General features: G+C 45.8%; 17 protein-coding genes. 3 read left to right on the forward strand and 14 right to left on the reverse strand.

What is annotated here, in order from left to right; genetic code table 11:
- Nucleotides 1-93: 93 nt before the first annotated feature.
- Both HNQ47_RS00645 and HNQ47_RS00650 read right to left on the reverse strand, forming a co-directional pair.
- A complete protein-coding gene (locus HNQ47_RS00645; protein ID WP_183326553.1) occupies nt 94-1113 on the reverse strand; it encodes a 3'-5' exonuclease in 1020 nt (339 codons plus the stop codon).
- The gene (locus HNQ47_RS00650) at nt 1110-1442 is read right to left on the reverse strand and encodes a winged helix-turn-helix transcriptional regulator (protein WP_183326555.1); all 333 of its coding nucleotides are present in this window, start codon (nt 1440-1442) and stop codon (nt 1110-1112) included. The genes HNQ47_RS00645 and HNQ47_RS00650 overlap by 4 nt, the downstream gene beginning before the upstream one ends.
- Between HNQ47_RS00650 and trxA the strand changes: the two genes are divergently transcribed.
- Complete coding sequence (gene trxA, locus HNQ47_RS00655) at nt 1436-1861, forward strand: thioredoxin (protein ID WP_281378137.1); 426 nt, start codon at nt 1436-1438, stop codon at nt 1859-1861. The two genes, HNQ47_RS00650 and trxA, sit on opposite strands and share 7 nt — an antisense overlap.
- 30 nt (nt 1862-1891) lie before the next feature.
- Here trxA and HNQ47_RS00660 read toward each other — a convergent pair whose 3' ends face one another.
- From HNQ47_RS00660 to HNQ47_RS00710, 11 genes are all read right to left on the reverse strand, one after another.
- Nucleotides 1892-2173 (reverse strand): PTS sugar transporter subunit IIA, encoded by a 282-nt coding sequence (locus tag HNQ47_RS00660; RefSeq protein ID WP_343052875.1) that lies wholly within the window; start codon nt 2171-2173, stop codon nt 1892-1894.
- Nucleotides 2174-2185: 12 nt separating this feature from the next.
- Nucleotides 2186-3904, reverse strand: a complete 1719-nt coding sequence (locus HNQ47_RS00665) for a BglG family transcription antiterminator (RefSeq protein ID WP_183326561.1) — start codon at nt 3902-3904, stop codon at nt 2186-2188.
- 38 nt (nt 3905-3942) lie between these two features.
- Complete coding sequence (locus HNQ47_RS00670; protein ID WP_183326563.1) at nt 3943-4242, reverse strand: PTS sugar transporter subunit IIB; 300 nt, start codon at nt 4240-4242, stop codon at nt 3943-3945.
- Nucleotides 4243-4256: 14 nt separating this feature from the next.
- Nucleotides 4257-4799: a 6-phospho-3-hexuloisomerase gene (gene hxlB, locus HNQ47_RS00675; protein WP_183326565.1), complete on the reverse strand. Its 543-nt coding sequence runs from the start codon at nt 4797-4799 to the stop codon at nt 4257-4259.
- Between the two features lie 9 nt (nt 4800-4808).
- A complete protein-coding gene (gene rpe / locus HNQ47_RS00680; RefSeq protein WP_183326567.1) occupies nt 4809-5456 on the reverse strand; it encodes a ribulose-phosphate 3-epimerase in 648 nt (215 codons plus the stop codon).
- An 8-nt stretch (nt 5457-5464) separates the two neighbouring features.
- Nucleotides 5465-5908 (reverse strand): PTS sugar transporter subunit IIA, encoded by a 444-nt coding sequence (locus tag HNQ47_RS00685; protein ID WP_183326569.1) that lies wholly within the window; start codon nt 5906-5908, stop codon nt 5465-5467.
- A gap of 9 nt (nt 5909-5917) precedes the next feature.
- The gene (locus tag HNQ47_RS00690; RefSeq protein ID WP_183326571.1) at nt 5918-7174 is read right to left on the reverse strand and encodes a PTS transporter subunit IIC; all 1257 of its coding nucleotides are present in this window, start codon (nt 7172-7174) and stop codon (nt 5918-5920) included.
- 18 nt (nt 7175-7192) lie between these two features.
- Nucleotides 7193-7945 carry an SDR family NAD(P)-dependent oxidoreductase gene (locus HNQ47_RS00695; RefSeq protein WP_183326573.1) on the reverse strand — a complete coding sequence of 251 codons (753 nt, stop codon included), beginning with the start codon at nt 7943-7945 and terminating at the stop codon, nt 7193-7195.
- A 177-nt stretch (nt 7946-8122) separates the two neighbouring features.
- Nucleotides 8123-9265 (reverse strand): agmatine deiminase family protein, encoded by a 1143-nt coding sequence (locus HNQ47_RS00700; protein WP_221247913.1) that lies wholly within the window; start codon nt 9263-9265, stop codon nt 8123-8125.
- On the reverse strand, nt 9262-9780 hold the full coding sequence (locus HNQ47_RS00705) for an HD domain-containing protein (protein ID WP_183326575.1): 519 nt from the start codon (nt 9778-9780) through the stop codon (nt 9262-9264). The genes HNQ47_RS00700 and HNQ47_RS00705 overlap by 4 nt, the downstream gene beginning before the upstream one ends.
- 137 nt (nt 9781-9917) lie before the next feature.
- Nucleotides 9918-10061, reverse strand: coding sequence for a hypothetical protein (locus HNQ47_RS00710; protein WP_183326577.1), 144 nt, complete (start codon nt 10059-10061; stop codon nt 9918-9920).
- A gap of 272 nt (nt 10062-10333) precedes the next feature.
- Here HNQ47_RS00710 and HNQ47_RS10000 point away from each other — a divergent pair, with 272 nt between their 5' ends.
- Entirely contained in the window at nt 10334-10861 is a 528-nt protein-coding gene (locus tag HNQ47_RS10000; protein ID WP_221247914.1) for an MFS transporter, read from the forward strand.
- An 81-nt stretch (nt 10862-10942) separates the two neighbouring features.
- Nucleotides 10943-11371, forward strand: coding sequence for an MFS transporter (locus HNQ47_RS10005; RefSeq protein ID WP_221247915.1), 429 nt, complete (start codon nt 10943-10945; stop codon nt 11369-11371).
- Here HNQ47_RS10005 and HNQ47_RS00720 read toward each other — a convergent pair.
- Nucleotides 11368-13017 carry a DUF6020 family protein gene (locus tag HNQ47_RS00720; RefSeq protein WP_183326579.1) on the reverse strand — a complete coding sequence of 550 codons (1650 nt, stop codon included), beginning with the start codon at nt 13015-13017 and terminating at the stop codon, nt 11368-11370. The two genes, HNQ47_RS10005 and HNQ47_RS00720, sit on opposite strands and share 4 nt — an antisense overlap.
- Nucleotides 13018-13084: the final 67 nt, after the last annotated feature.

Raw genomic sequence — 13084 nt, forward strand, 5'->3', positions numbered from 1 at the left:
GGAATCCTGAAAAAAAGACGCTCTGTTCCCTGAACAGGCGTCTGACTTCATTGCCTAACACCAGAAAAAGAATAATCGAATAAGCTTTGCCTGTCAAGACATCAGACAAGAAATATTGTCTAAGTCCGCTTGCTTCAAAAACCGCCGTTCGTACGGTTCCATGGCCGAAGGCAAGGCCGCCGATGAATCCAGGTGCAGCTGCCAGATCAATTTTCTATATGCCATCAGTTCAGCCGGATCATGAAACAGCAGACGGACCATATCGGTGCCTTCAGATTTGGTGCAAGGTTCAGTTTCCTGTCCTGATATATATTGCGCCGGCACGATCACGTATGATTTCTTTTTCATGATCCGTATTTTGATGGGACGATAGCCGCTGATGATTTCGACATAATTGGATTTGGTCCGATACAGGCGGATCTTTTCCGGCGGGCAGCCGTGATCTAACAGAATTTGAACAATAACTGAGGCCGCAGCCGTTTCTTTCCGCGAATATTGCCGCTGTGTCAGATCGATGCGCCGTTGTTCGATATTTTCCTGATTCAAGGAAAGTAAGCGATCCAGGGTCCGGCCGCACGTTTCAGCATCCGCCGCCGCCCGGTGCGCCTGTGGATTGACGATCTGAAAATATTGAGCCAACGCTCCCTGACTGTAGCTGTATAAACCTTTGACCGTTCGGCGTGAGAGCTTCAATGTGTCAATATACTGCAGACAGCCGCTGTAATCGTACCGACTTAATGCCCGGCTTAAAAATCCCATATCAAAATTCGCATTGTGGGCACAAAGCAGAGTCCCGCCAGCCAAAGCATCGCCAAAAAAATCGATCAGCTGCTGGTAGGCTGCGGCAGGGGCCGTGCCGTATTTTCTAAGCATCTGCGTGGAAATATGATTCACTTGGTAAGCGCCGTACGGCACCGGTACGCCTTCATCGATCAAAGTTGTAAACGTATCTGTGACGCTGCCGTTTTCAAACTTCACGGCACCGACTTCAATGATCACATCGTTCTCCGGCGACAGTCCGGTCGTCTCGGTATCAAACGCAATGAAAGACTTCTGCAGACGTTCATACGTTTCGATGTTCAAAAAACGTTCATCGGTCAAGATCTCATTCATAGATTGGCTTCGCCCCATTCTTTTAATTCCATCAAGATCGGCACCATGCTTTCGGCTTTCGGGGTCAATGAATATTCGACCCTTACCGGCATTTCATCGTATTGTTTCCGCTGTACCAAACCGTCTTTGTTCATTTCTTTCAAGGATTGTGCCAGCATCGTATTGGTGATGCCGACAATGGTTTTCCGCAACTGGCCATAACGCATCGGTCCTTGGTTTTTCATCGCGCACAAAATAAGGATCTTCCATTTGCCGCCGATGATATCCAATACTTTCTTCAGGCCGCAGCCATCGCCGCCGACCGTTTCACAAATCACGTCTTTTGTCATATTCTCACTCCGTTTTTTCTGAGCAGATAAATATCATCTGCGTACTTGATAAGAAAATTATACCATGTATAATAAATTTATCAAGACAGGAGGTCATAGATATGGAATATACATTTACACAAGAAAACTTTTCAAAAGAAGTCCTTGGCAGCAAACAGCCGGTTTTGATCGATTTTTATGCGGACTGGTGCCCGCCTTGTAAAATGATGGGCCCGATCGTCCGCAAGCTGGCGGATAAGTACGACGGCAAGGTCAAGATCGGCAAGGTCAATTCAGACCAACAGCCGGAATTGGCCCGTCAGTTCGGTGTCATGAGCATTCCGAATTTTGTGTTCATCAAAGACGGCAAGCTCGTCGATCAGGTTGTCGGCGCAATGCCCCAGCATGTATTGGAACAGCGCATTCAAAACATTTTATAAAAGGAAAAGGCCGAATTTTCGGCCTTTTCTTTAGGAAGAGAATTTATAGCAGAGGGTTTCAAAGAGGGTCTGTTCATCCATCGCTAACAAGCGTAAACGCAGCGAAGGATCCTGACCGATCTTAACGATTTCATTAAACAATTCAATATACTCGTTCACGCCTCTGGAAGCGAAGCAGAACAAAAAATTAACACGGGTTTGATGATCAGAGAACACGATACCCGGATGATTCACCAGCAATCCCAGGCCATCTCGGATCACACCGCTTTGTTTCGATGCATGGGCCAGTGCCACACCTTGACCGAGAATAATATAGTCACCGTATTATTCTACGTTCGCAATGGCTTGTTCCGCAAATTCCGCGGTGATCATTTGTTTGTGGATCATTGGCTGCGCAGCTTTGCGGATCCCATCCTGCCAGGTGTGATCCTCGTCATCGATTTGTAAACAATCCCTCTCTAATAGTTGACCGATGGCGGATTTTTCTTTTTTCCCTGATTTTTTATAGGACTGGATCAATTCGTTGATTTGTTGGACCAGATCTGCAGGCAATTCATCCTGAAGACGGTCGACCACATTCTGCTTTTTCAGCAGCGGCTGTTTCTGCAGCGTAAATAACTGCGATTGAATGTGATTCATATCTTCCATATCCAAGACCGGGTGCACCTGGATCACCGGCACCGAAAGTTTCGGCAGCTGGACCGTGGAAATGATACAGTCAACACGGCTTTCATCCATATGATCCAACTCCTTGACCGGGAGGACTTGTATTACATTCAGGTCAAAATAATTGCGGATCTGGGCTTCGACATACCGTCCTGTCGCCATGCTTCCTGGGCAGACAACGATCACGGACGGAGCGCGGCTGCGGTTGCGGCTGCGCAGCAGAGAAACACAGATATGGATCATGATCGAATGCAGCATATTTTCCGTCATCGTATATCCTAAATATTTTTCCACGATCGGAATATGGGCCGACACCGCCTGCTCGATCATTTGATATTCCGGGATGTACTGCTGTACATCCGGAATATCCACGTCTAGATCGCCCCAGTTCCGAATGTTCTTGATGTGCATGAACAGAGAATCAATTAACTTAGGATCTTGACTGAGAGAAGTCTGCAGCTGCTGGTCGATCTTCGTCAGAAAATGGGTGATCACTTCATAAAGCTCGATTTGATCAAGACTGCGTACATAGGATTCGATCGCATGTTTCTTTCGAAAATTCCGGAATAATACCAACATCTGCATTTGTACAACGCAGTTGATTTTATAACCGACGTACATCATGATATTATCAATTTCATTCAGTGTGATGTTGATGTTGATGGATTCGACTTCCGATTTTGGCCGATTATATAAAACGTACAGACAGAGAACCAAATCATAGAGAGAATCATCGCCGAACATCAAGTTATTGATTTCCAAATAGTCCTGCACATGAGCCAGAATAACGGAAAATGGATATTCAATCTGCAAAGACTCCGCGATCATATTTTGATAAAATCCATTTTTGACAAATTGGAACTGAATTTCATGAAAATAACGGACCAACATATCCAATCGTGTCAGATCGCTGCACTGCACAAAAACACCTCGTCCGGGATCGCTGATCAGCTGCACATCTTCTGTATTCTGAAACACATCTTTTACTTTTTCGATGTCATTTAAGATCGTGATCCGGCTGACCATCAGATCATCGGCAAACGACTGCATCGTTATGATCCGTTTTTCCCATAGTAAATGGACGATGATATAAATTTGACGCTCTTCTTTCGAAAGCTTGTAATCGTAGACGCTCATTTGACTCAAATGGGCAGAAATCTTTTTTACATCAAAATCAGGTCCGTAATTTAACTTGCCTTCTGCATCAAAATATAAATCGGATATATGCAGTTTCCGCAGAAAATCGTTGACCTCGCTGATATCATTGCGAATGGTACGCTCCCCGATTTTATACTTCTTTTTAAATTGGATGATCGTCAGTTTCTGAGATGGATTTGCCAGTAAGCTTTGCAGGATCTCTTCTGACCTCTTTTTCAAATAACCACCTCCGCATAGAGGCGTTCGATATCGAACGCCTACTCATTCGCCAATTTTACAAGCAGATCTTTGACTTTTTTCTCGGTGCCGGCTCGATTTACATTGGAGATCAAGCCGAAGACGCTTAGATAAGGTTTATTCAAAGGTTTGCGGTAATTTGCGGTGGTGAAAACGACATCCACATCGTTCTGTTTGGTCGGAACTTCGGCAATGGTTCCTTTCACGATCCGGACGTTGACACCGGCATCTTTAGCAATTTCTTTGATTGCCTCCTGCGCGATCGTCGACGATGCGACGCCGCTGCCGCAGGCAACGAGCACTTTTACTTCTTTTGACATGTTTGGACTCCTTTCTATTCTATACTGGCATGTCTTTGTGCCATTTTCTTATTGGTATCGGCGCTTTTTTCGCTCATTTTTAATATAACAGCATCAAAGATCATCAGTAACATTTGTTCAAATAAACTGCCCAGCGGCTGGACGCTGACAGCTGATTCCGCGTATTTTGAAGCGGATTCGATCTGGATCAAGGGCTTGTGATTCCGGGATAACGAGGAAGGTTTATCGCCTGTGATGACCAAGACATCGACTCCTTGTTTGGCACCGTTGTCGGCTGCATTCACAACGCTCTGCGTCTCACCGGATGCACTGGCAACGATCAGCAGATCCCCTTTTCCGACGGATGGCGTCGTCGTTTCGCCGACCACATAAGCCGTCCGGCCGATCTGCATCAAACGCATAGCCAGTGCCTTCAACATCAGTCCGGACCGTCCGGTTCCATATACGAAGATACGGTCGTGGCTGTCCACCGCATCGATGAAGGCATCGATTTGTGCATCTGTGATTTTTTTCGATGCTTTTTTTAATTCCTGATTGATCGTTAATAATTCATTCATAAGGTTACCTCAGTTTAATTGTTCGTTCAGTGCTGCAATGTTTTGTGCAATATCACCGCGGAAAATGAAACCGCCGGATACGAAGACATTGGCGCCTGCCTTTTGGCAAAGGGCAATGTTCGTATTGTCGATGCCGCCGTCCACTTCGATCTGGATATCGCGCGCACCGCATAATTCTCTGGTCTGACGGATCTTATCCAGCATGCTTGGATGGAACGATTGGCCTGCTTCCCCTGGATTGATGGTCATCAGCAGGATCATATCGATCTGATCCAGAACATATTTCAGTGAGTTTTCATCGGTTGCCGGACTTAAGACCACACCGGCTTTTTTATTGTTCTTTTTGATGCGTTCTATACAGCTTGCCAGACGTGCCGTCGACTCCTGATGGACCGTCACCATATCGGCACCGGCATCCATGACGGCGTCCAGAATACGTTCCGGCTTTTCAACCATCAGATGAACATCCAGCTTCAGAGAGGTCATTTTCTTCAGCATGCGGATGTGATCCGGACCAAAAGCCATTTTCTCGACAAAATGTCCGTCCATAACATCCACGTGGAGCCACTGAATGTTGTTTTGTTCCAAAATTGTCAGTTGTTCTTTTAAATTTCCTAGATCTGCACCGAAAACCGACGGAGCAATAATGTTCTGCATGTTTTCACCTACCCTACATTTTCCTGCAGACATGCGATGATTTCTTCATCGCTTTGTTTGCGCAGCTGCTGCAGAATTTCGGTATTGTTTAAAAATGTCATCATGTTCTGCAGTGCTTTGATATGTTTATTCGGATCTTTGATGGCTAGATTAAAGATCATATCCGTATAAATTTCCTGTGTATCATCATCCATGCGGCGGAACGCGACTGGTTTTTCTAATTTTAAGTAGCAAATTGCGTTGGCTTTGATGCCTTCATCCTTCGCATGCGGGATCGCGGTCGGAATTTCCGTCGGCAGACCGGTCGGATATTCCTTTTCCCGTTCAATGCACAACTGCGCAAAATTCGGACTGGTGATGCCCGCTTGATACAGGGCATCACCACATAGCTGCAATGCTTCTTCTTTCGTATTTGCCTTGCCATGTAAAACAATGTATTTATTTTTTTCCATAACGTCCTCCTATCCGAGCAGTTTATGGAATAAGCAAACGATCAAGTTTCCTGGGTTCCATCCAAAGTGAGAAGCCGTTACCGTACCTGAGAACGATACGCCCGTTACCGACAGCATCTGTGTGGCTTCCGGTGCAAACATGTTCGCAAAGAACAAAGTGAAGAACATGATAATACTCATGCAGATCAATGTACGAACGACGTTTCCTTTACTTGCGACCACGCACATCGGTGATAAGTAGCATACTTCACCAAGAATGCCCAATGGGAAGAAACGCATGCCCGGCACTAAGAAGGATAACAGTACTGTGACCGGGATCATGATAGCGGTACATGTGATGCAGGCCGGATCGCCTAAACCTAAGGCAATATCCATACCGATATACAGTTCTGCATCATCGCCGACTTTCTCATGCATATAGTCGTTGGCAGCATTGCCTAATGGAGTCAGACCTTCCATCATGATCGATACCATGCGTGGGATCAAGACCATCGCGGCGGCAACGCCCATTGAAATTGTCAGCAGGCTGCCCAGATCCTGTTTGGTCAGCAGAGATAAGAACGCACCAACCAATAATCCGATGATCGCCGGATCTCCGAAGATGCCCAGCTTTTCTCCCAAACGGTCAATATTCGCATCCAAGTGGTTCAGTCCCGGAATATGATCGATGATCTTATTCAGTCCGACACTGAACGGATAAACATAGGCGACAAAGGAGAAGGTCGTACAGGTCGTTCCTTCCAGACCGAAGAATTCGCCCCATTTCGGTGCGACCCATTGTGCAAAGAACAATGTGACCACGCCGCAGACAATCGCTACGACAAATCCTAAGATCACGTTGCCGAACAAAGCGTAAGCCAATGCGCCCGGCACCAGGAAGTGCATAAAGTTCCAAATATCGACATTCAGTACTTTTGTGACTTTAAACTTCACCAGCAGCAAGTTGACAATGATCAAGGTCGGAATGACGAAGACCGCAAATGGTACGGTCCAGGCTGCCGCACCTAAGGCCGCGAAACCAATTTCCAGTACATCGTACCCTTTTCCCAGCGCAGAATAATAATCCATGACTGGCTGAACGGATTCAATCAGTAAATTGACCGCCAGGACCAGACCTTGGAAACCGATGCCGACCATCAAACCAGCTTTGATGGCCTTGCCCCACTTCATCCGGAAGAATTTACCGAGGATCGCGATGACAACCGGGAGCAGGACCGCTGCTCCTAGGTTGACAAATTCCTGAAAAAAATCTAATAAAGCATCCATTGGTTTTCTCCTTTATGCCTATGCGATGGTCCTTCCGCCGTCCATCAGGATCGTCTGACCATGGATATAAGAGTTTGCCGGATCGGCCAGGAATACAGCCAGATTCGCTACATCTTCACAGGTTCCGAAACGACGTACCGGAATTTTCTGCAGCACTGCATCCAACGATTCTTGTGTCGGATAATTGACACGCATCATATTGCCGGAGTCGATCAAACGTGGTGCGATCGCATTGACATTGACGCCTTTCGGTCCGAGTTCTTTTGCCAGACCGCGCATCAGTCCTTCACCGCCGGCTTTTGCGGCTGGATAGCTGACACCGCCGCCGGTACCGCTCAATGCCGAGCCAGAACTGATATAAACAATAGAACCATGATTGGTCAGAAAATCATTATAGAATGCCTTGACGGTCGTATAGAGTCCAGTCAAATTGATATCGATCACTTTCTGCCAGTCAGCCATTGAAATTTCGGATACTTTCGCACGCTGTGCAATACCGGCATCCAGGACCAGGATATCGACCCGTCCGAATGCTTTGAAGGTTTCCTCACGTACCTGAAGCATATGATCGTAGTTGGATACATCAGCCTGTACAAAAATGGAACGAGTGTATTTTTCACTGATTTCTTTTGCGCTTGCCTCACCATTTTCTTTGTTATAGTCGACAATTACAGTATTGGCACCTTCCTGTGCGAACTGTACGGCAATTTGTTTGCCGATGCCATGTGCGGCGCCCGTGATGACTGCTACTTTTCCATCGAACTTACTCATATTTCTTTTCTCCTTTTCCACTTATTTGGTTTTTTTGTGTTTTATAATTCATGAATTATTTACATTTTCATTATATTTTGTATGGTTTTTCCCTCAAGTTAAAACCCTTTCATAGCAATCGAAAAGAATTTACAAGAATTAAAAAAACTGCATCGATTTCGATGCAGTTTTAATGGGTCATTCGGCTTGGCTCAATGGCTGCTGCTGGGTCACGCAGTGGAGCATGCCGCCGTTTTTATACAGTGCTGTTACGTTAATTGGTACGATCGTATGATCCGGATATAAGTTCTGCATGATCGTCACAGCGGTTTGATCATTGGCATCGTCGTATACAGGCAGCAGCAGGACTTCTTTGCCCAGATAATAATTCAAGTACGAGCCTTTATAATCCAGTCCGGTCACGTTTTTGGATGTCAGCGGAACTTCCACGATCTTGTACCGTTCCCCGGATGCATTCGTCGCTTCCTGCAGTGTGTCATAGTCCGAAGCTTTGATGTTCTCATAAAGATCAAAGAAGTCCTCTTCCGGCACGGTCAAGATCGTCTGTGCATCATAGAAACGCGCAAAACCGTCAATGTGGGCATCCGTGATATCTTCATCCGTCACGCCTTCCAGCCAGATAAATTTTTTTGCGCCGAGATATTTCTTTAAATAACGCTCTGCCTTTGCTTGTGAACAATGCGGATTGCGGTTCTTACTGATGACTGCGCTTTTCGTTGCCAGTACAGTGCCGTCCGCGGCAATATCGACGGAACCGCCTTCCAGAACGAATTTCGAAACATCGATACGCGGAATACCGGTTGCTTTGGCGACGGTCTGCGGGATGCGGTCATCTTTTCGATAGGGCGTCTTCTTTCCCCATCCGTCAAAGCCAAAATCAACAATATGCAGCTGGCCTTGGGCATCATAGACAAACATCGGACCGGTATCCCGGGCCCAGACATCATCGGATTTTGCGATCACAAAATCAACCTGATTCCGATCTACACCTGCCTCATTCAGTTTTGAAACAATGTGTTTCTTCAGCTTTTGATCATAAGCGATGATATGTACATGTTCGCCTGGTGCCAGCGCCTTGACCATTTCGATCCAGATCGGTTCGATCGAGCGGGCATAGGCTTTTCCGTAGGTGTGGGCATGCGGCCAAATCAGCCAGGTGCCTTCATGTTTTTGATTTTCATCTGGAAATGTGTAGGTGGTTTCTTTCGCATTTGCCGTGAGGATCTGGTTCCCCATCAGATTGATACTCACCAGCAGGCACAAGACGATCTGCACCAGTTTACGACAGGCGCCTTCTTTCCGTCGGATCCGCTCGTTCATGCGGCGCTCCTTTCGCCGTATACATTTTCTAACAGCTGCCGGCCGGTTTTGGTTTGAAAGACGCGGTCCCGGAATGTTTTGATTGTTTCGTGTTCCAAATTGGATTCATCCGCATTGACCAGAAAATCTGCTTCCAGCAGGATCTGATAATCTTGTCCGTCCACGTTCTGAAAGCTGTGATGATGGCCGACCAGATAGACAATGCGCTCCAGCTGTTCGGCCGGCAGATCAAAATCTTCAAAGAACGTACGAGTCAACGGTTTTCCTTCCATTTCCTGATATCGGCCGTTGGTGCTGCCGTATTTTTCCCTGCACAGCGGACAGGCAATATCGTGCACGACCGCCGCCAGCTCCAGTGTTTCCTGCGTCCGCGCATCCAATCCTTCGGCAATGCCGATGGTATGCGCAAAGCCCCATACTTTCAAAAAATGATTGATATCATGGCGGCGGGCATCACTGGTTTGTTGATAAAATGCGTTCATTTTCATGATCGCTTCCGCAACGATTTTCTCCATTTTTTCACCCTCTTGTCGGCATCATTTTATCATATCCGGATCGCAAAGGAAAAAATGAGAGACCAAGCTGATCTGTTCGTTGTTCCACGTAATTCTGACAAGAATAAAAGGACGATGTTTATGACATCGTCCCTTTCCTAAAGGTTTCCTTTCAATGCGATGCCGATGGCAACGCCGATTCGATACATGAAAAATCCAGCGATACAAATGATCGAAATGGTAAGAAGCAAACGGGCCTCCGGCGATAAGTTGTTATAATAAGATCTTAATTTTTCAAGCATGATCGGAACCTCCTCAATCATACTGTACATCGGTGACCAAAAAGATTCTGCCATGCTATGTAAAATGGACGTTAAATTTTATAAACAATAAATTTATTGTATGATAATTGCCGTATGAAGAATGAAAAACATGATTCACAAAATAAGATCCTGCCGATCATCTTGTTCGGTCTGATTGCCTGTGTTTTATATGGATTAGCTGCCGGGATCGCAGTGATATTGGGATCCTTTTAAAGCCGCTGGCAGCGCATAGTGGTTAGTCTTATGACCAGGTGAGTTTCTGCATTGCTGTCATGGAACTGGTCTTCGGACTAACACAGCCGCTGTTTGGGATGCTGGCAGCCAATAAGACCAATCGTTACGTATTAAATCTAGGTGCTGTGCTTCTGCTGCTAAGTTTTACGGGGATGTTCATAGCTCGGTCCAAACTTAGTTTAGTGCTTTCACTGGGAATTCTATTCGGTTCCGGAGCTGGTGCCCTGGCCTTCGGATTGATCCTCACATCCGCCATTCATTTTGTCGGCAGGCAAAATGCGATGTTGATTTCAGGCATGTTGAATGCTTCGGCAGGCATGGTCGGTTTTATCTTATCGCCTGTTCTGGTTGCCTTATTTGTGCTGAGCATCCTGGCGATCGGACTGATCCCGATCGCGCGGATCGATATAAAAAAGACGAAAAAGCTGTTCAGCAGGAACCACGTCCTGAAACCGAAAGGACCGGTGCCGTCATTCGTCAGGCAGTCGAAAACCGTACTTATTGTCTGCCGATGGCTGGCTTTTTTACCTGCGGTTTTCACATGATCATCATTGAAACTCATTTATTTTCGCAATTTACCGCTAACGGTCTTTCCGACCAACGTGCCGGCTGGGCATTCTCGCTTTATGATTGCCACGATCTTCGGTGCCCTGCTTTCGGGCTATTTATCGGCACGGATCCGAAAAGGATTTCTTTTGTGGTTTTACTACGGTTTTCGGGCAGTCTGGATAACTGCATACATCTTTTTGATGCCGAAGACCTTTGCGGCGGCTGTCCTTTTTGCGATTGGGCTGGGCATGACCGGCGATGCGACGGTTTCACCGACATCTGGATTGGTCAACGATTCTTTCCCGCTGCGGCAGGTTGCCACATTGGTCGGCTTGTTGTTTACACTGCATCAGATCGGTGCTATCCTCAGTGTTTGGATCCGCGGCATCATCGTCACACAGACTGGCAGTTATACCTTGCTTGGGCTGATCGATATCGTACTCTGTCTGTTTGCATCCGCATGCAGTTTTCAAATTGAAAGAAAACAAATCAAGGATCCCAATTAAGCGGGATCCTTACGTTTTTTCTGGAAATAATGAAACATCGCTGCCAAGATATATAGAGAAAATACATTGGGCATGATGTATCGGAAATAGGCATTGACCGGTGAGGCAAGGCAAACCAAGAAGGTCACAAAAGCCGGCACCAGACAAAGTATTGCTTTGTATTTCTTTCGGCAAATGTAATACAGCACCATGAACCCGACGATCCAGGTATTAAATCCGATATTGATCAATAAACCAAACGGCAGGATCCACACAAAGGAGTTTCCGTACGCCCGTAAAACCGCCCGTAAATTTGCAAGAGAATTGTGCTGGTAATCAAAACCGAATTGATTGAGGATATATCGATCTCTGAAATACACATACGGACGATATTTCAGCGGCGAATAATAGCCATATGTATTAGCGATGGTGGCTTCAAAATACACCAATGGATGCTTGGTAAACTCGTATGCCCATGTCTTAAAATAATTTTTCAGATCCTGCGTCGTAGTATCTGGATTGTATTTGTTTTTGACAGGATCAGCTCTTTCTGGATTATATCTTTGCGCCAGATCACTCAGATCCAGCACACGGTCGATACTTTTACGTTCGTCGGCGCTCATTTCATCGCCATAGTACTTTGTGTAGCGGGCGGTTTGCTGAAACGGGATCGACAGCATTTCCCGCGGACTTCCTGGTGTGATATGAAAATACGGCAGGATCGCCTGGTTGTAGATCGTATAGAAAGAAACAATGCACACCAGCAGGAGCATCACTTGTTTTCTGTGGACCCGCGACAATAACAGAACAAAAAGCGTGATGGCCACCACATAGATCCCATTTTTTCTGGCCAGACAAACCAGGATCATCAGTCCGATCATCGAAAGTATTCTTTTCCAGTTCCACTGGATCTTTTGCGTGACCAGCCGAAAGACCATGATCTCAAACAGGATCACATAACAGGTATAAAATACATCTTTTACATCGGTCACCGCATAAAACGGAAAGACCGGAACGAAGCAATAACACAGCAGAGTCAGAAAGCGGAATCGGTAAGATGTGCCAATTTCTTTCATGAATTTGATCGTATAGGCAAGCGTCCCCATCAAGACGCTCGTTTGTACGATCGTATAGATGAACAGACCAATGTTCGTACTATGAAAAAGCAATAGACCAAGTTTGACACAGCTGCCGATAAAGACCGCATGCAAAACCGGATGATGACTGGTCAAAAGTTGATGCGGATCGATCAAATTTACATAACTGGAATATTTATTGGGAATCTGAAAAAACTGAACGATTTCATAAGTCGGATCCGGTGATACAATGCCAGGATAAAAGGCGATGATATAAATGAGCCAAGTTACAGATAAGGACACAATGGTCGTACGCATCGGATGTTCTTCCAACTGTGCCTTAAATTTCCGATACAAATGCCCATGCTGGCGGTGAAACCATTTCCATTCATGCGGCTGATCGACAGCATGAAGTAAACGGATCAGCAGGCGGTCAAATAAAAAAATCAGACACAGAAAACCAGCAGAAAACAGCACTGGATATTTCTGGATACTGCTGAAACTGTCGTCCACCAGAAAACTGATTCCTAGTATCGTGCATAAACTATATAAGATCGCAAATAGTAAAATAATCCGATTGTTTCTCTTCATATTCTATGTTCTCCAATCGAGGCTATCTTATCAATCACATATTAATTCCATATTAAATAAATAAAAA

Origin of the sequence: Catenisphaera adipataccumulans (assembly GCF_014202755.1) — a bacterium.
Taxonomy (GTDB): domain Bacteria; phylum Bacillota_I; class Bacilli_A; order Erysipelotrichales; family Erysipelotrichaceae; genus Catenisphaera; species Catenisphaera adipataccumulans.

Coding starts and splice junctions, on each gene's coding strand:
- HNQ47_RS00645 (WP_183326553.1), bottom strand. CDS start 1,113: ATGAATGAGATCTTGACCGATGAACGTTTTTTGAACATCGAAACGTAT.
- HNQ47_RS00650 (WP_183326555.1), bottom strand. CDS start 1,442: ATGACAAAAGACGTGATTTGTGAAACGGTCGGCGGCGATGGCTGCGGC.
- HNQ47_RS00670 (WP_183326563.1), bottom strand. CDS start 4,242: ATGTCAAAAGAAGTAAAAGTGCTCGTTGCCTGCGGCAGCGGCGTCGCA.
- hxlB (WP_183326565.1), bottom strand. CDS start 4,799: ATGAATGAATTATTAACGATCAATCAGGAATTAAAAAAAGCATCGAAA.
- rpe (WP_183326567.1), bottom strand. CDS start 5,456: ATGCAGAACATTATTGCTCCGTCGGTTTTCGGTGCAGATCTAGGAAAT.
- HNQ47_RS00685 (WP_183326569.1), bottom strand. CDS start 5,908: ATGGAAAAAAATAAATACATTGTTTTACATGGCAAGGCAAATACGAAA.
- HNQ47_RS00690 (WP_183326571.1), bottom strand. CDS start 7,174: ATGGATGCTTTATTAGATTTTTTTCAGGAATTTGTCAACCTAGGAGCA.
- HNQ47_RS00695 (WP_183326573.1), bottom strand. CDS start 7,945: ATGAGTAAGTTCGATGGAAAAGTAGCAGTCATCACGGGCGCCGCACAT.
- HNQ47_RS00700 (WP_221247913.1), bottom strand. CDS start 9,265: ATGAACGAGCGGATCCGACGGAAAGAAGGCGCCTGTCGTAAACTGGTG.
- HNQ47_RS00705 (WP_183326575.1), bottom strand. CDS start 9,780: ATGGAGAAAATCGTTGCGGAAGCGATCATGAAAATGAACGCATTTTAT.
- HNQ47_RS00710 (WP_183326577.1), bottom strand. CDS start 10,061: ATGCTTGAAAAATTAAGATCTTATTATAACAACTTATCGCCGGAGGCC.
- HNQ47_RS10005 (WP_221247915.1), top strand. CDS start 10,943: ATGATTGCCACGATCTTCGGTGCCCTGCTTTCGGGCTATTTATCGGCA.
- HNQ47_RS00720 (WP_183326579.1), bottom strand. CDS start 13,017: ATGAAGAGAAACAATCGGATTATTTTACTATTTGCGATCTTATATAGT.